This window comes from Pseudomonas sp. NPDC087346 (assembly GCF_044744235.1).
Classification (GTDB): Bacteria; Pseudomonadota; Gammaproteobacteria; order Pseudomonadales; family Pseudomonadaceae; genus Aquipseudomonas.
In genome coordinates this window covers 1-20,315 of sequence record NZ_JBIUXX010000082.1, presented here as the reverse complement: position 1 = coordinate 20,315, position 20,315 = coordinate 1, and the positions used below count along the sequence as shown (strand labels likewise).

The following is a 20,315-nucleotide window of genomic DNA, read 5'->3' as shown; positions in this document are numbered from 1 at the left end:
GTGGTTGGGTTTGTATAAAAAAATCTTTTTTTGGTCCCGTAACCCGCCCCCCCCCCCCCCCCACAGACGCTCGACAAATCCTGGGACAGCGGTGAGTTCTTATTCGAATTCGTGGTCAAAGGCCTTGTTACAGACCAATTCCATTTGGTGCGGAAAGTTGGAAGGCACCGACACCTGGGTGGCTCGCAAAGCCTTACGGCCGCTCGACACCCGACTTCCTGATCAGTTCCTTAATAAAGGCTGAACAGTGCCGGGAATTCAGTGCGGGCGATTGTAGATAGGTAGCGCCCTATACACCATGTCTTATCCCGAAATAATTTTTATCCATTTGAGCAACAATCCATCGCCATTTTTGCAAAAGTGGCCCATGTTATCGAAATCGATTCGCAACAAAAACGCCAAAAAATGTAGGTGTACCCGCCTCAGTTCAGACAGCACTGACGGCTTTCACTCGGCGGCGGATCAGCTCAAGCCCCGATATTCCAAGGGCTCTGGCCATTTGCCGAGGGCTGTTAAAAGTGCCTGTTCTGGCACTTGCGTTCAAAAACATACAAACGCTGAAACAGACCAATCCTTTTGTGTAACAGCACGCCAATCCGCGCTTGTCGAAGTGCCTGCGACACGGCGCGTGTGACAACATGTCGCACACCCGCCACACCCTTCATTGCCGTTCGTCACGGCACTTTCACAATCACTCTGAAATGCACAACGCCCCGATTCTCGAAAGCGAAAATCGGGGCGTTTTGTGTATCGGCACAGACGCAGAAAAGTTGACTCAGCTCAGGTTTTTTCGGTTACGCGAAGTCAGCAGCGGCACCAGGATCACCACCAGCACGAACGCCACCAGCGCCCATTGCGCCAGCGACAGGCCGAGGATCGGCGGGTACGGCGTCGAGCAGAAGCCATCGACCTGGAAGCCCAGCGGGAAGATCTTCGCCAGCGGCAGACCATCGACAATTGGCTGCAACACGTCGATGCCACAGCTGACTGCCGGGTAGAACTGGGTATAGACGTGATGCCCGGCAACCCCGGCCCCGGCAATCGCGCAGATCACCACCAGCACTTCGAACACAGTGATGCTGCGTCGGGTGCGCATGCCCGCGCCAATGAACGCGAACAACGCAATCAGCAGCAATGCATAACGCTGCAGGATGCACAGCGGACAAGGCGCCTCACCGAGCACGATCTGCATGTACAGCGCCCCACCGATCAGCGCCAGACAGATGATCCCCAACAGCACCAGAAAGCGCCGCTCACGGCCCAACCGAATCGTTTCCTCGCTCATCGCGTATCCCTTTCATATCCATGGTCCAGCCGGCGAACGGCTGAAGGTTGCCCGCAAGTCTACACGCGGGACATTACGCCGCGCAGTAGCGGGGAATAAACGATAAACCGGTTAAGGAACGATTAACCTCACGGCATTTATTTGGATCAACGCCAATCGCAAGCAGGCTGGCTCCCACATTGGATCTGCGGCGAACGCAAATCCTGTGGGAACTAGCCTGCTGGCGATTGGGGCAACTCGGTATCAGATCATTCCAGCGCAGAAGCCGGGCCGAAGAACTCGTAACGGCTTTGTTTCTCCGGCACACCCAGTGCTTTCAGATGCCGCTTGATCGCGCCCATGAAACCTTTCGGCCCAAGGAAGTAAGCGTCCAGATCACGCTGCTCCGGCAACCACTCGCCCAATTGTTCAACGCTCAGCAGGCCAACCTTGTCCGCCGCCGGGCTCACGCCGTCATCTTCGGCATAGCAGTAGAAGCGCTTGAGCTGCGGATGACGCGCGGCCAAACCATCGACCCAGTCGCGGAACGCATGGACGCTGCCATTGCGTGCGCAGTGGATGAAATGCACCGGACGCTCAGTCTCCAGCGCCGCTTCGAGCATCGCCAAAGTCGGCGTGATGCCGACGCCACCGCTGATCAGCACCAAAGGCTTGTCGCTGGCCGCCAGGGTGAACTCGCCCGATGGCGGAAACAGCTGAATGCTCGCGCCGACATGCAGTTGATCGTGCAAGTGGTTGGAGGCGCGGCCACCCGTTTCGCGTTTAACGCTAATGCGGTACTGACCTTTATTAGCCAGTGCCGACAGCGAGTAGTTGCGGCGGATTTCTTCGCCATCGAGGATCAGCTTCATACCGATGTACTGACCCGGCTCGGCTTGCAGGATCGGACCTTTGTCGGCAGGTTCCAAGTAGAACGAAATGATCTCCGCGCTCTCTTCAACCTTGGCCGCGACGATGAACTCCCGCGCCCCGCGCCATCCGCCAACGGCTTGTTCTTTCTGGTCGTAGATCGCGGTTTCGGCGCCGATCAGGATATCCGCCAGTTGGCCGTAAGCCGCACCCCAGGCGCTCATCACTTCAGGCGTGGCGATTTCGTCGCCGAGCACTTCGGAGATGGCGCGCAACAGGCAGGCACCGACAATCGGGTAATGCTCCGGCAGAATTTGCAGCGCGACGTGCTTGTTGATGATCTTCGCGACGAGATCGCCCAACTGGTCGAGCTGATCGATGTGTCGGGCATACATCAACACGCCGTTGGCCAGAGCGCGGGGCTGGTCACCGCTGGCCTGGTGAGCCTGGTTGAACAACGGGCGGACTTCCGGGTATTCGGAGAGCATCATGCGGTAGAAGTGAGTGATCAGCGCCTCACCGCCGCTTTCCAGCAGGGGCACGGTGGACTTGACGATGGCACGATCCTGGACGCTAAGCATAAGGGTGACTCCTGAGCTTTCTTGAAAAGATGCCTTATACATATCAGCAACCATGCCAACTTTTTAATCCATATAAATCAATAACTTAACAACACAGTAGTCAAATAGACCCGGATGCTCGTATAGTCATAGCGACTACATCATGTCCTTTTGACTACTGACCATGTCTGCCAAATCCCTGCTGACCGCCCTGCTCCCACTGGTGTCCGACCTGTCCCGCGAACTGCCGGAAGGCGAGCGCTACCGACGCCTGCTCGAAGCCATGCGCGCCCTGCTGCCGTGCGACGCCGCCGCCCTGCTGCGCCTCGACGGCGAATGGCTGGTGCCATTGGCAGTGGATGGCTTGAGCACCGATACCCTCGGTCGCCGCTTCAAGGTCGACGAACACCCGCGCTTCGAGATCCTGCTGGGCGGCGCCGGCCCGACCCGCTTCGCCGCCGACAGCGATTTGCCTGACCCGTATGACGGACTGGTCGATGGCCTCGACGAACATCTGGAAGTTCACGACTGCCTTGGCTGCCCGCTGTTCGTCGATGAAAAACTCTGGGGGCTGGTCACCCTCGATGCCCTCGACCCTGAGCGCTTCGAACCGATTGAACTCGACGCCCTGCAAGCCTTCGCCAGCCTCGCCTCGGCCACAGTCAACGCCGCCGAGCGTATCGAACGCCTGGCAAACCGCGCCGAACACGAACACCAACGAGCCGAGGTTTACCGTCAGGCCAGCGGTCAGCAGAACCGCGAGATGATCGGCCAGAGCAAGGCGCACAAACGACTGGTGGAAGAAATCAATCTGGTTGGCGGCAGCGACCTGACCGTGCTGATCACTGGCGAAACCGGGGTCGGCAAGGAACTGGTCGCTCAAGCAATTCACGCAGCATCGCCCCGCGCTGACAAACCGATCATCAGCCTCAACTGCGCAGCCTTGCCAGACACGCTGGTGGAAAGCGAACTGTTCGGCCACGTGCGCGGCGCTTTCACCGGCGCCACCAGCGACCGTCGCGGCAAGTTCGAACTGGCCAATGGCGGCACACTGTTTCTCGATGAAGTCGGCGAGTTGTCGCTGACCGTGCAGGCCAAATTGCTGCGCGTCCTGCAAAGCGGCCAGTTGCAGCGTTTGGGTTCGGACAAGGAACATCAGGTCGATGTGCGCCTGATCGCCGCGACCAACCGTGATCTGGCCGAAGAAGTGCGCAGCGGCCGCTATCGTGCCGACTTCTACCATCGCCTCAGCGTGTACCCGCTGCTGGTGCCAGCCCTGCGTGATCGCGGGCGCGACGTGCTGCTGCTCAGCGGTTTCTTCCTTGAACAGAACCGTTCGCGCATGGGCCTTAACAGCCTGCGGCTGAACAGCGATGCGCAGGAAGCCCTGCTTGCCTACACTTGGCCGGGCAACGTGCGCGAACTGGAGCATTTGATCGGGCGCAGTGCGCTGAAGGCTTTGGGCAACTGCAAAGTCAGACCGAAGATCCTCAGCCTGAGCGCGGCGGATCTCGATCTACGGCATGAGCTTGTGGATAACTCGTTGCAGCCTGCTGCTACGGTGATTGCTGCGGTGCCGCTGATCGGCGGCGATTTGCGGACGGCGACCGAGGCGTATCAGCGTCAGTTGATCACGGCGGCGCTGGAGCGCAATCAGGACAACTGGGCGAGTGCAGCGCGAGAGTTGGGTCTGGATCGGGCGAACCTAGGCCGAATGGCCAAACGATTGGGTATGAAATAACCACACACTGTAGCTTGCTTGACCACCTGTGGCTTGCTTGACCACCTGTGGCGAGGGGATTTATCCCCGTTGGACTGCGCAGCAGTCCCGTCTTTTGGGGCCGCTGCGCGACCCAACGGGGATAAATCCCCTCGCCACAGGTACAACAGTCAGAGATAACATCGCCCGACAACTGACCTAAAGCCCAACCTTTTGACGCCGATAACCCGGCATCAATAGTTTCTGGCGATACCCACCCTCGCCCACCACCTTTTTCCACAGAAGGTTTATATGTCTTCCACCAAAGCCCGCGCAGATTCACTTTCGCTTCTTCTATTTACCTTGCGCAGCGGCAAGCTGATGGCGATCAACCTGCTGAAAGTCAGTGAAATCATCCCCTGCCCACCGCTGACAAAGCTGCCGGAGTCGCACCCGCACGTCAAAGGCATCGCCACCCTGCGCGGCGCTTCGCTGTCGGTGATCGACCTCAGTCGCGCCATCGGCGAACGTCCACTCGAAGACCCGAACGGCGGTTGCCTGATCGTCACCGACGTCAGTCGTTCGAAACAGGGTCTGCACGTACAAGCAGTGAGCAAGATCGTCCACTGCCTGACCACCGACATCAAACCGCCGCCGTTCGGCTCGGGCGGTGTGCGTTCGTACATCACCGGCGTGACCTCGGTCGACGGCACACTGGTGCAGGTGCTGGACATCGAAAAAGTCATTCACGCCATCGCCCCGACGCAAATCGAAATGGCCCCGACCGACCTGAGCATGGAAGACGCCGATGTGCTCGGCAATGCGCGGATTCTGGTGGTCGATGACAGTCAGGTGGCGTTGCAGCAATCGGTACACACTCTGCGCAACCTCGGTCTGCAATGCCACACCGCACGCAGCGCCAAGGAGGCCATCGACTGCCTGCTGGATCTGCAAGGCACCGCGCAGCAGATCAACCTGATCGTCTCCGACATCGAAATGTCCGAGATGGACGGCTACGCCTTCACCCGCACCCTGCGCGAGACGCCGGACTTCGCCCACCTTTATGTGCTGCTGCACACCTCGCTCGACAGCGCGATGAACAGCGAAAAAGCACGACTGGCCGGGGCCAACGGCGTGCTGACCAAGTTCTCCTCGCCAGAACTGACTCACTGCCTGATCGAAGCGGCCAAACACGTCGCCGCCCACGGTCACTAAGCCTTGAGTGCGACGTACTGCTTTTTGATGCGGCGTGATCTTCGAGAGGATACGCCGCCTATCTGCTTGCCTGACGGCATTCAACTCAGTACCTACCGCGTTGAACTGGCGCCGGCCGTGCATCAACTGATGCAACTCGGCTACCAGGAAGGTGGCGGTCGGGTGCCGGCACTGGACGTTTGGCAGCAACGCTTCGAAAGCGATCCTGAATACGATCCGGCGCTGTGTTTGATCGCCAGCGATGCCGAAGGTGTGGTCGGTGTGGCGCAGTGCTGGACCAGTGCCTACATCAAGAATCTGGTGGTGCATCCACGGGCGCAACGGCTCGGACTGGGTCGGGCCCTGCTGTTGAATGCATTCAAGGTGTTTCAGCAACGGCGCGAAGGGTTTGTCGATCTGAAGGTACTGGAAGACAACCTGCGGGCACAGCGCTTGTATGAAAGTGCCGGGATGTACCGGGTTCGCCGGGAGTTTGTCCCGGACTGATAGTCCGCCATCGCGAGCAGGCTCACTCCTACATTTTGAAATGCATTCCCCTGTAGGAGTGAGCCTGCTCGCGATGCGGTCATCCCTGACAACTTTTATAACGAGGCATACTCCAACCTTGGCCACTATCAAGGATGCCCGACCATGAAAACCCTGACCCTCAGCCTGCTTTTCCTCACCGCCCTCGCCTCCCAGGCCCAAGCCTCCAGCCCCGATGCCTGGGCCGCCTATGACAAAACCGTACTCGCCAGTTGCACCAAGGCCAGCGGCCTGAAAGACGCCAAACCGGTCGGCAACGCCGCGCAGTTCGACGACCGGGTCGGCTACACCGCCCTGTTGCTGCAAGGCCAATACCCGCAAAAACACATGAAGGGCCAACAAGGCACCGAGCTGTGCCTGTACAACAAAAAATCGAAAACCGCGTTCGTCACCGAGTGGGACTCGATCCGCCCGTCCGCCAAAGCCCAGTGAATGGCGCACAACTTGCTTCGATCAGGGCCTGCATGGCGGTTTTACGTCGCCGTTCCACCCCCTGATTGAAGACTGATCGCGCAATGAATACGACGTTTTCCTGCGTAGGCTGCGGCAAATGCTGCACTGACCACCATGTCCCCCTGACCCTGAGCGAAGCCCGCATGTGGGCGGCGGATGGCGGTCAGGTGATCGTGCTGGTCGAGGCCTTTCTGCCAAATGGTTTGGGCCTGCCGGAGCAACAACGTGAACACGCCGAGCGCCGTTCCCTGGTGGTCCGCAGCGGTGATTCGCAGGCGCATGTGGCGATCACCTTCGCCGCCTATAACCTCGGTCGCTGCCGGAATCTTGACGAAGAAAACCTCTGCCGCATCTACGAGCGCCGGCCATTGGTGTGCCGCATTTATCCGGCGGAAATCAATCCGCATATCCAGCTCAACCCACAAGCCAAGGACTGCCCGCCAGAGTCCTGGCAGCAAGGTCCGGCATTGATCGTGGGCGGCGAGTTGGTGGATCAGGAACTGATCGAGTTGATCCAGCGTTCACGCCAGGCCGATCGCGATGACATCAGCATCAAGGATGCGATTTGCGGCTTGCTCGGAATTCGCGTTACGGCGCTCAAGGGCGACGGGTTTGCTGCGTATCTGCCGGATATGCAGGCGTTTGCTGCGGTGATCGATCAGGTGACTGCGCAACCGTTGGGCGCCGAGCCTGGGGAGTGGTTGTTTCATGTGTCCGGTGACGATGTCGCCGGGCAAGTGCGGGCTGCCGGGGCGCAGGTGGTGACGGAGCCTGCTCAGACCTATGCGTTTATTTCGCTGCGGGCGGCTTGATCCGGATTTTGCAGTGACTGTTCTGGCCTCATCGCGGGCAAGCCACGCTCCCACAGGTCTATCGGGTGTTCACAAATATTGTGTACGACGCAATTCCTGTGGGAGCGTGGCTTGCCCGCGATGGGGCCAGTAAGCACACCATCAATCCCGTTGCATCACAGTCGATGGCCGAAGGCAGGACAGAACTCAGCGCTTGCCCATCGAACGACGGGTACCCGGTGGCGCCATGCCCGGGGTTTTGGTGTGGCCGTTCTTGGCGCCGTTCTTGTACCAAGGCTGGTTCGAGTCTTTGGCGCCAGCCAGTTCACCCGGTTTGAACGGGAACTTGAAGGCCGGGATCGCAGCCTTGGTTTCGCCGGTTTCGGTCAGGTCAGCCAGGACATCGCTCACGGCGTCGTCAACCAGCGGTGGGTTTGGGGAAGTCATAAAAGCTCCGGAAAGCACAAAGTCGGGCCCGGTGAGTGAGCCGCGAAGGCGCGCAGTATACCTGCGCGCGCGCCGAGTCAGTATCGGCAGATTTGCACTGTTCGCCGAACGGCTTACAGGTAGGTGATGGTGACGATGCCATTGTCGGTCGAGGTCTTCAGCGCTTGATACGTCACTGAAAACGGCAGCGCCTGATGGCTGCACGCGTTGCGATAAGTGTCCACATCGAGCTTCACACCGGGCTGCAGTTCGATCTGACGCGAAGCACTGGAAGCCAGTGATCCGACACGCCCGACCTCACAGCCGCTATCGACAATCTGACCGGTAAAACGGATCACGCCGGAAGAAGTTTGCGGCGCGGCAAATGCGCTGAGAGGCAGCAGGACGAGCACACTCGACAACAGGGTTTTCAAGTTCATGGCAAGACACTCCCGGAGAGATCCGCCCCACTGATTGCCAGGGCTATACCACTTGTATCCGCTGGTGAGGGCGGATCTTTAGGAGCGTAGTTGTCGCATCGGCCCAGAGTGCCCGTCAGGTGATGATCGGTGGTGGCTGTCAGGCCGTCATCGCTAGCAGGCTAGCTCCCACAAGGTATGCGTCATTTTCAGATTGATGCAGATCTTGTGGGAGCCAGCCTGCTGGCGAAGAACGATGACGCGGTCTCAGGTTTGCGGATCAACCCGATCCAGCGCGCGGTTTACCGCCAGTTCGGCGAGCATGACGATCTGCTGGATAGCCAGCGCGGTGCTGCGCTGAAAGCCGCTCAGTTCGCTGGCGAAATTACTGGCAAGGGCACTGGCGGAGGCCAACGATTCGTAGGCGTGGGCGAGCAGCGTTTCAGTGTCGATATCAGGAACGAGCATGAACATCGTGCTGGGGCTGTTGGCTTTTGGGCGTTCAGGGCTGAGGTAGAAATCGAGAGCACGTTTTATCGCTTCGCGGTCTTTGATGAGATCTTCGGCGCGGGTGGCTTCGGTTTGCGGGATGGGGGTTTCTTGGGGTGGGTCGGGGATTAACTTATCCAAAGTGCAACTCCTGCTGATGCTGTAAAGGTAGCCATCGTTCGCCGGATCTCACGCGGCGAAGAGGTGGCAACTATGTGCGGGGTGAGATCCACCGGAGCAGGCAACCGGCCAGACCGAAGTCTGCCCGCACACAGCCGCCATAAAGCAGGCAGCAGATTGAGTCGGCGCCAATTATCGCGGCGTTGGCGCCAGTTGCAAGCATTCCGGGGATCTCACGCCCGATCGCTGATTGGCAGCGACAACCAAAGACTAGAGAGCCCACGTCCGACGGACAACCTGAAAACCTTGTGGGAAGGTTCTGCAATTTATCCACACGCTTAAACATAAAAAATTGAAATACGCCCGTGTAGGAGCTGCCGAAGGCTGCGATCTTTTGATCTTCGACAGCCAAAGTCAAAGGATCGCAGCCTTCGGCAGCTCCTACATGGGAGTTGAGTGCTTTCAGTCAGAAATTGGTCGGCTCTCAGGCCGCCATCGCTGGCAAGCCAGCTCCCACAGGATTCGCGTACAGCCGCCACGCCCCACGTCGCTTTTAACCACTCACAGAATGAGCGTTAGCTCGGCTGCGCTCTTGATCTAGAGCGCCCGTCGGAAGGCTGAGTGGAGGGATTCATCCGGGGGCTGGCGCGTAGCGCCGTTCGACGAAGTCGAACAGATCGAGAGGAGGTGCAGCGCAGCAAACCGTAGGCGATCCCCCCCGGATGAATCCCGGAGCGAAGGAACCCCGAGCCCCAGCGAGCGGGCCGTACGTCAGGGCAAAGCCTTTTTGGTTACTTTTTCGGCGTCTGGAAAAAGTGACCCGCCGTAAGGGCGGAACCCCAAGCAGCCTTAACCGCAGCAACGGATATACACCCAAGCCCAAAAGCCCAAAGCCCAAAAGCCCAAAAGCCCAAAAGCCCAAACTGACAGCGCCGTCAGTTTACGGTCACCCTCCTGACCCCAAGACAGGTTTATAACTACCCAATCTGCCCAAACTCCATATCCTTGGCGCCCCAATCGCATGCGAATCCAGAACAACAAAGCCCTGCTCGCCACCCTGGTCATAGCCCTCGCAGGCGCAGGCCTGTGGTACGCCCTGAAACCGGCGCCAGCCAGACTCGCCAGCCCGACTGCCATCCCCGTGCGCGTCGTGGCCGTCAGCGAAAAAGACGTCCCCCGCTACACCAGCGGCATCGGCTCAGTCCTCTCATTACACAGCGTGGTCGTGCGCCCACAGATCGACGGCATCCTCACCAAAATCCTCGTCAAGGAAGGCCAGTTAGTGAAGGCCGGTGACCTCCTCGCCAGCATCGACGACCGCTCGATCCGCGCCAGCCTCGATCAGGCACGCGCCCAACTCGGCGAAAGCCAGGCACAACTGCAAGTCGCCCTGGTCAACCTCCAACGCTACAAACTGCTCAGCGTCGACGATGGTGTCTCCAAACAGACCTACGACCAGCAACAAGCGCTGGTCAACCAACTCAAGGCCACCGCCCAAGGCAATCAGGCCTCGATTGATGCCGCGCAAGTACAACTTTCCTACACCCAGATCCGCTCCCCGGTCACCGGCCGCGTCGGCATTCGTACAGTCGATGAAGGCAACTTCCTGCGCATGACCGACACCCAAGGCCTGTTCACCGTCACCCAGATCGACCCGATTGCCGTCGAGTTCTCCTTGCCGCAGCAAATGCTGCCAACCCTGCAAGGCCTGATCAACGACCCGCAACACGCACAGGTCAGGGCCTACATCGGTGCCGACACCGACGGCGAAACCGGCAACCTGCTCGGCGAGGGCCATCTGACCCTGATCGACAACCAGATCAACGCCAACACCGGCACCATCCGCGCCAAGGCCGAGTTCGATAACGCCAGCCAGAAGCTCTGGCCCGGCCTGCTGGTCACGGTAAAAATTCAGACAGCGCTGGATAAAAATGCGCTGGTGGTGCCGCCGACTGTCGTACAGCGCGGTCTCGATCAGCACTTCGTTTATCGGGTCAACGGCGACAAGGTCGAAGCGGTGCAAGTGCAGATGGTTTATCAGGGCAGTGGCCAGGACATCATCAAAGGCGTGAAGGCCGGTGACCAGTTGGTGAGCGACGGCCAGTCGCGCCTCAAACCCGGTTCGACCGTGCAGGTGATGAGTGAACCGCCGCAGGTGGTGCAAGCGGAGCCCAAGCCATGAAGCAACACAAAGGGCTTTCGACGTGGTGCATTGATCACCCGGTCGCGGCGATTCTGCTGACCTTCGCCCTGGTGCTGCTCGGCGTCATTGCCTTCCCGCGATTGCCGATTGCGCCACTGCCGGAAGCGGAATTTCCTACAATTCAGGTGTCCGCGCAGTTACCCGGCGCCAGCCCCGACACCATGGCCTCGTCGGTGGCCACGCCGCTTGAAGTGCAATTCAGCGCCATTCCCGGCATGACCCAAATGACCTCAAGCAGTGCCTTGGGCTCTAGCCTGCTGACCCTGCAGTTCACCCTCGACAAAAGCATCGACACTGCCGCGCAGGAAGTACAAGCGGCGATCAACACCGCCGCCGGCAAACTGCCCAAGGACATGCCGACGCTGCCGACCTGGAAGAAGGTCAACCCGGCCGACAGCCCGGTGCTGATCCTCAGTGTCAGCTCGACGCAAATGCCCGGCACCGAACTCAGCGATCTGGTGGAAACCCTGCTGTCGCGTCAGATCAGTCAGATCGATGGCGTAGGCCAAATCAACATCACCGGTCAGCAGCGTCCGGCAATCCGTGTGCAGGCTTCGGCAGACAAACTCGCGGCCATCGGCCTGACCCTCGCCGACATTCGCCTGGCGATCCAGCAAACCAGTCTCAACCTCGCCAAGGGTGCGCTGTACGGCGAATCGAGCATTTCCACGCTGTCGACCAACGACCAGTTGTTCCACCCTGAGGACTACAGCCAACTCATTGTTTCCTACAAGGACGGCGCCCCGGTTCACCTGCGCGATGTCGCCAAAGTCGTCAACGGTTCGGAAGATGCCTACGTGCAAGCGTGGGCCGGCGATCAACCGGGTGTGAACCTGGTGATCTCGCGCCAACCGGGGGCGAACATCGTTGAAACCGTAGACCGGATTCAAGCCGCCCTGCCCGGGCTGGAAGCCATGTTGCCAGCCTCGGTGCAGGTCAAAGTGCTGATCGACCGTACCCAGACCATTCGCGCCTCGCTGCATGAAGTGGAAATCACCCTGCTGATCGCGATCCTGCTGGTGGTGGCGGTGATGGCGCTGTTCCTGCGCCAGTTGTCGGCGACGCTGATTGTTTCGGCGGTGCTCGGTGTTTCGCTGATCGCCAGTTTCGCGCTGATGTATGTCATGGGTTTCAGCCTGAACAACCTGACCCTTGTTGCGATTGTGGTGGCCGTGGGGTTTGTGGTCGACGATGCGATTGTGGTGGTGGAGAACATCCACCGGCATCTGGAGGCCGGCGACGACATGCGCGAGGCGGCGATCAAGGGTGCCGGCGAGATTGGTTTCACCGTGGTCTCGATCAGTTTCTCGCTGGTGGCGGCGTTTATTCCGTTGCTGTTCATGGGTGGCGTGGTCGGGCGACTGTTCAAGGAATTCGCGCTGACCGCGACGTCGACGATCATGATTTCCGTTGTGGTTTCGCTGACACTGGCGCCAACCCTCGCGGCGCTGTTCATGCGCAAACCGGTGCATCACGCCCACGACAAACCAGGGTTCAGCGAGCGCTTGCTGGCCTGGTACGAGAAAGGCCTGCGCCGCGCCCTCGCCCATCAGAAGCTGATGATCGGTGTGTTCGGTTTGTCCCTGGCTTTGGCGATTACCGGTTACATCTTTATCCCCAAAGGTTTCTTCCCGATTCAGGACACCGGGTTCGTGCTCGGCACCACTGAAGCGGCGGCGGATATTTCCTACGGCGACATGGTGAAAAAACACCTCGCGATGGCCGAAATCGTCGCTGCCGATCCGGCAGTGCAGGCGTTCTCGCATTCGGTCGGCGTGTCCGGCAGCAACCAGACCATCGCCAACGGCCGCTTCTGGATCGCCCTGAAAAAACGCGGTGACCGCGATGTCAGCGCCAGCGAGTTCATCGACCGTATCCGGCCGAAGCTGATGAAAGTCCCGGGCATCGTTCTGTACCTGCGTGCCGGTCAGGACATCAACCTCAGCTCCGGCCCGAGCCGTGCGCAATACCAATACGTGCTCAAGAGCAACGACGGCGCGACCCTCGCCACATGGACCCAGCGCCTGACGGAAAAACTGCGCGGCATCCCGGCATTCCGCGACATTTCCAACGACCTGCAACTGGGCGGCAGCATCACCCACATCAGCATCGACCGCAGTGCGGCGGCGCGTTTCGGCCTGACCGCAAGTGATGTCGACGAGGCGCTGTACGATGCGTTCGGCCAGCGACAGATCAACGAATTCCAGACCCAGGTCAACCAGTACAACGTGATTCTGGAACTCGACACCAAGCAACGTGGCAAAGCCGAAAGCCTCAACTATTTCTATCTGCGCTCACCCTTGAGTGGGGAAATGGTGCCGCTGTCGGCGCTGGCGAAATTCGACGCACCGACCATCGGTCCGCTGTCGATTGCCCATGACGGCATGTTCCCGGCTGCCAACTTGTCGTTCAACCTCGCGCCCGGCGTGGCGTTGGGCGATGCGGTGATTCTGCTCAATCAGGCCAAGGCCGAGATCGGCATGCCGACCGCGATCAGCGGCAATTTCCAGGGTGCGGCGCAGGCGTTCCAGAGTTCGCTGGCCAGTCAGCCGTGGCTGATTCTCGCGGCGCTGGTGGCGGTGTACATCATTCTTGGCGTGCTCTATGAGAGCTTCGTGCATCCGTTGACCATCATCTCGACGCTACCAGCGGCGGGACTTGGTGCGGTGATCATGCTGTGGATCTGCGGGCAGGACTTTTCGATCATGGCGTTGATCGGGCTGGTGTTGCTGATCGGGATCGTCAAGAAGAACGGCATCCTGATGATCGACTTTGCGCTGGAGGCCCAGCGACATCGAGGACTGTCGCCGCAGGATGCGATCTTCGAGGCGTGCATCACCCGGTTCCGGCCGATCATCATGACCACCCTCGCCGCCCTGCTCGGCGCGCTGCCGCTGATGCTCGGTTACGGCACCGGCGCCGAATTGCGTCAGCCACTGGGGATCGCGGTGGTTGGCGGTTTGCTGGTCAGCCAGATGCTGACGCTGTTTACCACTCCGGTCATATACTTGTGGCTTGAGCGTCTTTTTCACAGACCCAAACCTGCGCCCGTACCGGCGTTGGCGACCACAGACTGAGGCGGTCATGCGCGTTCTGATTATCGAAGACGAGGAAAAAACCGCGGATTATCTGCACCGCGGTCTGACGGAACAGGGTTACACCGTGGATCTGGCCCGCGACGGCGTCGAGGGCCTGCATCTGGCGCTGGAAAGCGACTACGCGGTGATCGTCCTCGACGTGATGCTGCCGGGCCTGGACGGCTTCGGCGTGCTGCGCGCCTTGCGTGCACGCAAGCAAACCCCGGTGATCATGCTCACCGCTCGCGAGCGGGTCGAAGACCGGATCAAAGGCCTGCGCGACGGTGCCGACGATTACCTCGGCAAACCGTTTTCCTTCCTTGAACTGGTGGCGCGCCTGCAAGCGCTGACCCGGCGCAGCGGCGGCCATGAGCCGGTGCAAGTCAGCATCGCCGACCTGTGGATAGATTTGATCAGCCGCAAGGCCACCCGCGCCGGCACGCGACTGGACCTGACGGCGAAAGAGTTTTCGCTGCTCAGTGTGCTGGCACGGCGTCAGGGTGAAATTCTTTCTAAAACTTCAATCGCCGAGATGGTCTGGGACATCAATTTCGACAGCGACGCGAATGTCGTCGAAGTGGCGATCAAGCGTTTGCGCGCCAAGCTCGATGGGCCGTTCGACGAGAAACTGCTGCACACCATTCGCGGCATGGGTTACGTGCTGGAGAGCCGTGGTGTCCAGTAATTCGATTGCCCTGCGCCTGAGCGGAATGTTCACGCTGGTGGCGCTGCTGGTGTTTCTGTTGATCGGCGGCGCGCTGTATCAGCAAGTGGATAAAGGCTTGGGATTGTTGCCGGAAGCCGAACTGGATGCGCGTTACAGCGTGCTGGAATCGGCACTCAATCGCTTCGGTACACCGGAGCATTGGGTGAAGATCAACGCCAAGTTGAAGTTGCTCGGTGAGGAAGACAAACGCATTCGTTTCTGGGTGGTCAGCGGTGATCCGGGCTATGAATATGGTGAGCCGAATGCGTTGATCCGTGCGTTCGCCCAAGGCCCGCTAGGCATGCATGACTTGCAGTTGCCCGAGCATGCTTATCCGTTGAAAGTGCTGTTGACCGAACTGCCGGCCAAGGATCAACGCCCGCCGCTGCGCTTCATGATCGGCATCGATACCGAAACCTTCCACGAAACTCAGCACAACTTGCTGATCGCATTAATAGGTCTGGCCATCATCGGTGTATTGATGGCGTCGGCGCTGGGTTATTGGGTGGCGCGAATCGGCCTCAAGCCGTTGATCAAACTGTCCCACGAAGCGCAGCGGCTGGCCCCGCCGTTGCGCGCCGGACGCCTGCGCATGTCGCCGTTACCGCCGGAGCTTGCGCAGTTTGTCGACTCGTTCAACTCGACGCTTGAGCGGGTCGAACAGGCGTACTCGCGGCTGGAATCGTTCAACGCCGATGTCGCCCACGAACTGCGTTCGCCCCTGACCAATCTGATCGGCCAGACCCAAGTCGCGCTGACTCGCGGACGTTCCGCCGAACACTATTTCGAGGTGCTGCAATCCAATCTCGAAGAGCTGGAACGCCTGCGTTCGATCATCAACGATATGTTGTTTCTGGCCAGTGCCGATCAGGGCAGCAAGGCGACCAAACTGACCTCTACGTCGTTGGCGGATGAAGTGGCGACCACTCTCGAATATCTGGATTTCATTCTTGAAGACGCTCAGGTTCGGGTGCAGGTCAGTGGTGATGCACAGGTGCGAATCGAGATTGCGCATCTGCGTCGAGCGTTGATCAATCTGTTGAGCAATGCGGTGCAGCACACCGAGCCGGGTCAGGTGATCGAAGTGAGGATTGATGTCGAAGAACATCAGGTGAGCATCGGCGTAGCCAACCCCGGCTCGCCGATTGCCAGCGAACATTTGCCGCGTTTGTTCGAACGTTTTTATCGTGTGGATGCTTCGCGCAGCAACAGCGGGAACAACCATGGATTGGGGCTGGCGATCGTCAAGGCGATTGCGTTGATGCACGGCGGTGATGTGTTTGTGCGCAGTGATCGCGGAATGAATACCTTCGGCATCCATCTCCCGGTCTGACTGAAATTTCTGGAACAAATGGAGCCAATTGTGGCGAGGGGATTTATCCCCGTCCGGCTGCGCAGCAGTCGCAAAACCTGTATGCAAGGCCTGAAGGAATCTTTGAGTCCGGAATTTTCGGGGCTGCTTCGCAGCCCTACGGGGATAAATCCCCTCGCCACAAGTAAACACACTTCCACAGACCTCATCAGCTTCAAGAAGGGGGATCTTTGCTCCCGCTGTAACAGTCATTTATGAAAATCACGCTGTTTCCCAACGTCCGGCGACCTTATCTTTGCCCGCACCAAACAGCACTTGCCAAGCAAGAAGGTTTTCCAGATGTCCAACAGTATGGGTATTGCCAGCGCTTTCGTTTTGTCCTCATTGATCCTGTCGCCAATGGCGATGGCTGAAGAATCGCAGTCGTTTGTAGCGCAAAACGCCGCTCGCGCTCAGGCATTCGAGCAGTATCAGGCAGAAGTGATGGCCAAGACCCAAGGCGCCACGCAAGCCCCGCAGGCCGCAACTTCCGAGATTCAAGCCGTCGAGAAAGACAGCTGAGTCGCGTATCGCGCAACGTTTCCCTCGACGCGGTTGTTTGGCTCTTCCCGTTCAACCGTCGTCATTCCAGGCCGCTGACTTTCAGCGGCCTTTTTTCGTTGTGGTCTGAAAGCCGTTTGCTACGTCTTTTACAATAAGAAACATCCCGCACCTCAAAACATTGAAGTGTCAGTTGACCCAAGGAGCTCCACCGCAAGTGCGTTACCCAGTCAGTTTCACCCCGTTGTTCATTGCAATCGCCGCAACGATCGCCCCCGCAGCCCACGCCGACGAACCAGAGAAACAAGGCTTCGTCGAAGGCTCGAGCCTCAACCTCAATGCCCGCAACTACTATATGAATCGCAACCGCATGCAGAAAGCGGACGACAACATCGAGTGGGGCCAAGGGTTTCTCGGCATCTTCAAGTCCGGCTACACCGAAGGCACCGTCGGTTTCGGCGTTGATGCCCACGCCATGCTCGGGTTGAAACTCGATGGCGGTGGCGGTACCGATGGCTCGAGTATCCTGCCGATCAGCGATGGCAACGGCAAAGCGCCGGGTTCGTTTTCCACGGCTGGTGGCACGCTGAAAATGCGTGCGTTCGACACCGAACTGAAGGCCGGCGACCTGTTCCTCACCAACCCGGTAATTGCCGGTGGCGACAGCCGCATGCTGCCGCAGACTTTTCGCGGCGTCAGCCTGACCAACCACAGTTTCGACGGCTGGTTGATCGAGGGCGGTCAGGCGAGTTTCACCAAGCCATACAACCAGAGCGGCCATCAGCGCATCGGCACTTCGTACGGCACGCTGGCCGATGGTGACGAAAGCCAGCACATCACTTGGGGCGGCGTAGCCTGGAGTGGCGTCGAAGGGCTGACCAGCAGCCTGTACGCCTCGGAACTCAAGGACATCTGGAACCAGTATTACTACGACCTGGACTACACCTGGGCGCTGAATGATCTGGTCAGCCTCAACCCGGGCCTGCACTTCTATCACACGCAAGACACCGGTCAGGCGCTGCTCGGCGACATCGACAACAACACCTACAGCCTGCATTTCACCGTAGGCGTCGGCAGTCACAGCGTTACCGCCGCGTATCAGCGGGTCAACGGCAACACGCCGTTCGACTACATCAGTCAGGGCGACAGCGTTTACCTCGACAACTCGCAGCAATACTCGGACTTCAACGGCCCGAACGAGCGCTCGTGGAAGCTCAAATACGCCTACGACTTTGCTGGCCTGGGCTTGCCGGGGCTGACCTCGTCCGTCTCCTACTCGCGCGGCACGCTGGATCTGACCAAGGTCGATCCGAACAGCAAGGGCTACTCAAACTGGTACAACGCCGATGGCCGCAACGCCAAACACCACGAGCGCGACATCGATTTGAAGTACGTGGTACAGAGCGGCCAGGCCAAGGATCTCTCGGTACGCCTGCAATGGGCGAACAACCGTGGCAGCAACGGCTATGGCGCGATTGATACGGACACCGATGAATACCGCGTAATCATCGACTACCCGATCAACGTCTTCTAAGATCAGCCAGTGGTGAGGGGATATCTCCCCTCTCCATTGGTACGACTACGCTTATAAGATTCCCCAACCGATAGCCAATCATGATCGCGAGCCGTACCCCTCCCGTTTCGGGCAAGACCGGGCGCCCCGAACTGCTGCTGATCTGTGGCAGTTCGCTGACCGTCATCGCGATTCTGTGCATCGTCACTTTCCTGCTGATTCGTGAGCACGCCAATGCTCAAGACACGGCCACTCGCGGCGCCACCACGGTTGCGCAACTGATCGACGCGGATGTGCTGCGCACCGTCGAGCTGTACGACTTGACCCTGCAAGGTCTGATCGCCGCCGCCCAGCGAGATGATCTGCAAACCGTATCCCCGCAGATCCGCCATCTGGCGCTGTTCGACCGTTCCACCACCGCCCGTTTCAAGGGTGACATTCTGTTGCTCGATAAACACGGCGAGGTGGTTGCCGACTCATCGCGCATCGAGCCGAAACCGGGCAATTTTGCTGACCGCGATTACTTCCTTGTCCACGCCTTCAATCGTGACGCCGGGATGTTCATCAGCCGACCATTCAAGACCCGTTGTGATTGCGACGAATCCGATCAGTGGCGGATCAGTTTCAGCCGACGGATTTCATCGGAGACCGGCGAATTTATCGGAGTCGCCGTGGCATCGATGAAGCTCGATTACTTCGACGAACTGTTCAACAGTCTCGACATCGGCAGCGACAGCACGCTGAACATCATCGACAACGACGGTTTGCTACTGGCGCAAAAGCCATACCTGCAAAGCGATTCCATCGGCAAGAGCTTCGCCAACCGCCCGAACGTGGTGCGCATCCTGCGCGACACCGATGGCAACGGCAGCTTCAGCAGCACGTCGAGCATGGATCACCGCCAGCGGCTTTATACCTACTCCCGAGTGGGTAACCTGCCACTGATCGTGATCGTGGCGCTGTCCAACGACGAGGTGTTCGCTGTCTGGCGGCGGACCGCGATGCTGATCAGCGGCGCCACAGGTGTGTTGTGCATAGGCTTGCTGTGGCTGACCTGGCTCCTCGCCCGGGAACTGCGTTTGCGCCAGCAGGCCGAACGGGAACTGGCGAAACTGGCTGCCACCGATGCACTGACCGGCGTGGCTAACCGCCGGATGCTCGACCAATACCTGCGCCATGAGTGGTTCCGCGCCCAGCGTTCGGGCAAGCCTTTGTCAGTGATGATGATCGATGCCGATCACTTCAAGCCGTTCAATGACCGGCATGGGCATCAGGCCGGTGATCAGGCGTTACGAGAGTTGGCCAAGGTGATTACCGCGAACGTACGGCGCCCGGCGGATCTGGTGGCGCGTTATGGCGGCGAAGAGTTCTCGGTGATCCTTGCCGAAACCGACAGCCTCGGTGCGCAGCAGATCGCCGAGCATATTCGCGCGGCAGTCGAACAGATGCCACTGGTCAAAGGTGCCGATGTACCGCTGACGGTGAGTATCGGTATCAGCACCTGGACTTCGGCGAGCGAAATGACGCTGGAGCAGCTGATGTTTGCGGCGGACAAGGCGTTGTATCAGGCCAAGGAAAGCGGGCGAAACCGGGTAGTGGCTGGCTGAGTTTTGTCTGACCCCACCGGCCCCATCGCTGGCAAGCCAGCTCCCACAGGGTTTACTGTGTATTGCTGATCTGTGGGCAACAGAGAAACCTGTGGGAGCTGGCTTGCCAGCGATGAGGCCTGCACAGCCGATACAAAACCTGCGGCCATAAAAAAAGGCTACCCGAGGGTAGCCTTCAAAAAACTAGAGAGGTTTTTTACTTACACCGCCGCAACCGGGCGCATGTAAGAGATTGGTGCGGTGCTGGCGTCATCGAACGTCACCACTTCCCATGCATCTGTCTGCTCAATCAACTTGCGCAGCAGCTGGTTGTTCAGTGCGTGGCCGGACTTGAAGCCCTTGAACTCACCAATCAGGCTATTGCCCAGCAGGTACAGATCGCCAATTGCATCGAGGATCTTGTGCTTCACGAATTCGTCTTCATAGCGAAGGCCGTCTTCGTTCAGTACGCCATCGGCATCAACCACGATTGCGTTTTCAACGCTGCCGCCGAGTGCGAGGTTGTGCTTGCGCAGGTACTCGATAT

The 20,315-nt window shown here is 59.2% G+C and carries 18 protein-coding genes; 12 read left to right on the top strand and 6 right to left on the bottom strand.

What is annotated here, in order from left to right; translation table 11 throughout:
* Nucleotides 1–775: 775 nt before the first annotated feature.
* Together ACIOZM_RS28805 and hmpA are read right to left on the bottom strand one after the other, a co-directional pair.
* Nucleotides 776–1,285 carry a disulfide bond formation protein B gene (locus tag ACIOZM_RS28805; RefSeq protein WP_401220359.1) on the bottom strand — a complete coding sequence of 170 codons (510 nt, stop codon included), beginning with the start codon at nucleotides 1,283–1,285 and terminating at the stop codon, nucleotides 776–778.
* A 248-nt stretch (nucleotides 1,286–1,533) separates the two neighbouring features.
* Nucleotides 1,534–2,715, bottom strand: coding sequence for an NO-inducible flavohemoprotein (gene hmpA, locus ACIOZM_RS28800; protein ID WP_401220357.1), 1,182 nt, complete (start codon nucleotides 2,713–2,715; stop codon nucleotides 1,534–1,536).
* A gap of 163 nt (nucleotides 2,716–2,878) precedes the next feature.
* Here hmpA and norR point away from each other — a divergent pair, with 163 nt between their 5' ends.
* The 5 genes from norR (at nucleotide 2,879) to ACIOZM_RS28775 (ending at nucleotide 7,398) form a co-directional block, all read left to right on the top strand.
* Nucleotides 2,879–4,435: a nitric oxide reductase transcriptional regulator NorR gene (gene norR / locus ACIOZM_RS28795; protein ID WP_401220355.1), complete on the top strand. Its 1,557-nt coding sequence runs from the start codon at nucleotides 2,879–2,881 to the stop codon at nucleotides 4,433–4,435.
* 270 nt (nucleotides 4,436–4,705) lie between these two features.
* On the top strand, nucleotides 4,706–5,608 hold the full coding sequence (locus ACIOZM_RS28790) for a chemotaxis protein CheV (RefSeq protein ID WP_401220353.1): 903 nt from the start codon (nucleotides 4,706–4,708) through the stop codon (nucleotides 5,606–5,608).
* A gap of 27 nt (nucleotides 5,609–5,635) precedes the next feature.
* Nucleotides 5,636–6,094: a GNAT family N-acetyltransferase gene (locus ACIOZM_RS28785; protein ID WP_401220351.1), complete on the top strand. Its 459-nt coding sequence runs from the start codon at nucleotides 5,636–5,638 to the stop codon at nucleotides 6,092–6,094.
* Between the two features lie 144 nt (nucleotides 6,095–6,238).
* Entirely contained in the window at nucleotides 6,239–6,565 is a 327-nt protein-coding gene (locus tag ACIOZM_RS28780; RefSeq protein ID WP_401220348.1) for a hypothetical protein, read from the top strand.
* 83 nt (nucleotides 6,566–6,648) lie between these two features.
* Nucleotides 6,649–7,398 (top strand): YkgJ family cysteine cluster protein, encoded by a 750-nt coding sequence (locus tag ACIOZM_RS28775; protein ID WP_401220346.1) that lies wholly within the window; start codon nucleotides 6,649–6,651, stop codon nucleotides 7,396–7,398.
* A gap of 186 nt (nucleotides 7,399–7,584) precedes the next feature.
* Here the strand turns inward: ACIOZM_RS28775 and ACIOZM_RS28770 are convergent, their stop codons facing one another.
* The 3 genes from ACIOZM_RS28770 to ACIOZM_RS28760 all read right to left on the bottom strand — a co-directional run bounded on the left by ACIOZM_RS28770 (nucleotide 7,585) and on the right by ACIOZM_RS28760 (nucleotide 8,852).
* On the bottom strand, nucleotides 7,585–7,824 hold the full coding sequence (locus tag ACIOZM_RS28770; protein ID WP_401220343.1) for a hypothetical protein: 240 nt from the start codon (nucleotides 7,822–7,824) through the stop codon (nucleotides 7,585–7,587).
* Between the two features lie 113 nt (nucleotides 7,825–7,937).
* Nucleotides 7,938–8,243 (bottom strand): type 1 fimbrial protein, encoded by a 306-nt coding sequence (locus ACIOZM_RS28765; protein WP_401220340.1) that lies wholly within the window; start codon nucleotides 8,241–8,243, stop codon nucleotides 7,938–7,940.
* A gap of 246 nt (nucleotides 8,244–8,489) precedes the next feature.
* Nucleotides 8,490–8,852 (bottom strand): DUF6124 family protein, encoded by a 363-nt coding sequence (locus ACIOZM_RS28760; RefSeq protein WP_401220338.1) that lies wholly within the window; start codon nucleotides 8,850–8,852, stop codon nucleotides 8,490–8,492.
* Nucleotides 8,853–9,852: 1,000 nt separating this feature from the next.
* Between ACIOZM_RS28760 and ACIOZM_RS28755 the strand changes: the two genes are divergently transcribed.
* The 7 genes from ACIOZM_RS28755 to ACIOZM_RS28725 all read left to right on the top strand — a co-directional run bounded on the left by ACIOZM_RS28755 (nucleotide 9,853) and on the right by ACIOZM_RS28725 (nucleotide 19,789).
* A complete protein-coding gene (locus tag ACIOZM_RS28755; RefSeq protein WP_401220335.1) occupies nucleotides 9,853–11,013 on the top strand; it encodes an efflux RND transporter periplasmic adaptor subunit in 1,161 nt (386 codons plus the stop codon).
* A complete protein-coding gene (locus ACIOZM_RS28750; RefSeq protein ID WP_401220333.1) occupies nucleotides 11,010–14,111 on the top strand; it encodes a multidrug efflux RND transporter permease subunit in 3,102 nt (1,033 codons plus the stop codon). The genes ACIOZM_RS28755 and ACIOZM_RS28750 overlap by 4 nt, the downstream gene beginning before the upstream one ends.
* A 7-nt stretch (nucleotides 14,112–14,118) precedes the next feature.
* On the top strand, nucleotides 14,119–14,796 hold the full coding sequence (locus ACIOZM_RS28745) for a heavy metal response regulator transcription factor (RefSeq protein WP_401220330.1): 678 nt from the start codon (nucleotides 14,119–14,121) through the stop codon (nucleotides 14,794–14,796).
* On the top strand, nucleotides 14,786–16,150 hold the full coding sequence (locus ACIOZM_RS28740; RefSeq protein WP_401220328.1) for a heavy metal sensor histidine kinase: 1,365 nt from the start codon (nucleotides 14,786–14,788) through the stop codon (nucleotides 16,148–16,150). The genes ACIOZM_RS28745 and ACIOZM_RS28740 overlap by 11 nt, the downstream gene beginning before the upstream one ends.
* Nucleotides 16,151–16,468: 318 nt before the next feature.
* Complete coding sequence (locus ACIOZM_RS28735; RefSeq protein ID WP_401220325.1) at nucleotides 16,469–16,690, top strand: hypothetical protein; 222 nt, start codon at nucleotides 16,469–16,471, stop codon at nucleotides 16,688–16,690.
* Nucleotides 16,691–16,886: 196 nt separating this feature from the next.
* Complete coding sequence (locus ACIOZM_RS28730; RefSeq protein ID WP_401220322.1) at nucleotides 16,887–18,203, top strand: OprD family porin; 1,317 nt, start codon at nucleotides 16,887–16,889, stop codon at nucleotides 18,201–18,203.
* A gap of 80 nt (nucleotides 18,204–18,283) precedes the next feature.
* A complete protein-coding gene (locus ACIOZM_RS28725) occupies nucleotides 18,284–19,789 on the top strand; it encodes a diguanylate cyclase (protein WP_401220319.1) in 1,506 nt (501 codons plus the stop codon).
* Nucleotides 19,790–19,989: 200 nt separating this feature from the next.
* On the opposite strand, the gene ACIOZM_RS28720 is transcribed toward ACIOZM_RS28725, so the two are convergent.
* The coding region (locus tag ACIOZM_RS28720; RefSeq protein WP_401220315.1) for a UDP-3-O-acyl-N-acetylglucosamine deacetylase at nucleotides 19,990–20,315 on the bottom strand (326 nt) is incomplete at its 5' end.

Bases quoted from the DNA above. Each gene is read 5' to 3' on its own strand.
- hmpA (WP_401220357.1), bottom strand. From the start codon at position 2,715: ATGCTTAGCGTCCAGGATCGTGCCATCGTCAAGTCCACCGTGCCCCTG.
- ACIOZM_RS28745 (WP_401220330.1), top strand. From the start codon at position 14,119: ATGCGCGTTCTGATTATCGAAGACGAGGAAAAAACCGCGGATTATCTG.
- ACIOZM_RS28775 (WP_401220346.1), top strand. From the start codon at position 6,649: ATGAATACGACGTTTTCCTGCGTAGGCTGCGGCAAATGCTGCACTGAC.
- ACIOZM_RS28725 (WP_401220319.1), top strand. From the start codon at position 18,284: ATGATCGCGAGCCGTACCCCTCCCGTTTCGGGCAAGACCGGGCGCCCC.
- ACIOZM_RS28790 (WP_401220353.1), top strand. From the start codon at position 4,706: ATGTCTTCCACCAAAGCCCGCGCAGATTCACTTTCGCTTCTTCTATTT.
- ACIOZM_RS28755 (WP_401220335.1), top strand. From the start codon at position 9,853: ATGCGAATCCAGAACAACAAAGCCCTGCTCGCCACCCTGGTCATAGCC.
- ACIOZM_RS28750 (WP_401220333.1), top strand. From the start codon at position 11,010: ATGAAGCAACACAAAGGGCTTTCGACGTGGTGCATTGATCACCCGGTC.
- ACIOZM_RS28765 (WP_401220340.1), bottom strand. From the start codon at position 8,243: ATGAACTTGAAAACCCTGTTGTCGAGTGTGCTCGTCCTGCTGCCTCTC.
- norR (WP_401220355.1), top strand. From the start codon at position 2,879: ATGTCTGCCAAATCCCTGCTGACCGCCCTGCTCCCACTGGTGTCCGAC.
- ACIOZM_RS28770 (WP_401220343.1), bottom strand. From the start codon at position 7,824: ATGACTTCCCCAAACCCACCGCTGGTTGACGACGCCGTGAGCGATGTC.
- ACIOZM_RS28735 (WP_401220325.1), top strand. From the start codon at position 16,469: ATGTCCAACAGTATGGGTATTGCCAGCGCTTTCGTTTTGTCCTCATTG.
- ACIOZM_RS28780 (WP_401220348.1), top strand. From the start codon at position 6,239: ATGAAAACCCTGACCCTCAGCCTGCTTTTCCTCACCGCCCTCGCCTCC.
- ACIOZM_RS28785 (WP_401220351.1), top strand. From the start codon at position 5,636: ATGCGGCGTGATCTTCGAGAGGATACGCCGCCTATCTGCTTGCCTGAC.
- ACIOZM_RS28805 (WP_401220359.1), bottom strand. From the start codon at position 1,285: ATGAGCGAGGAAACGATTCGGTTGGGCCGTGAGCGGCGCTTTCTGGTG.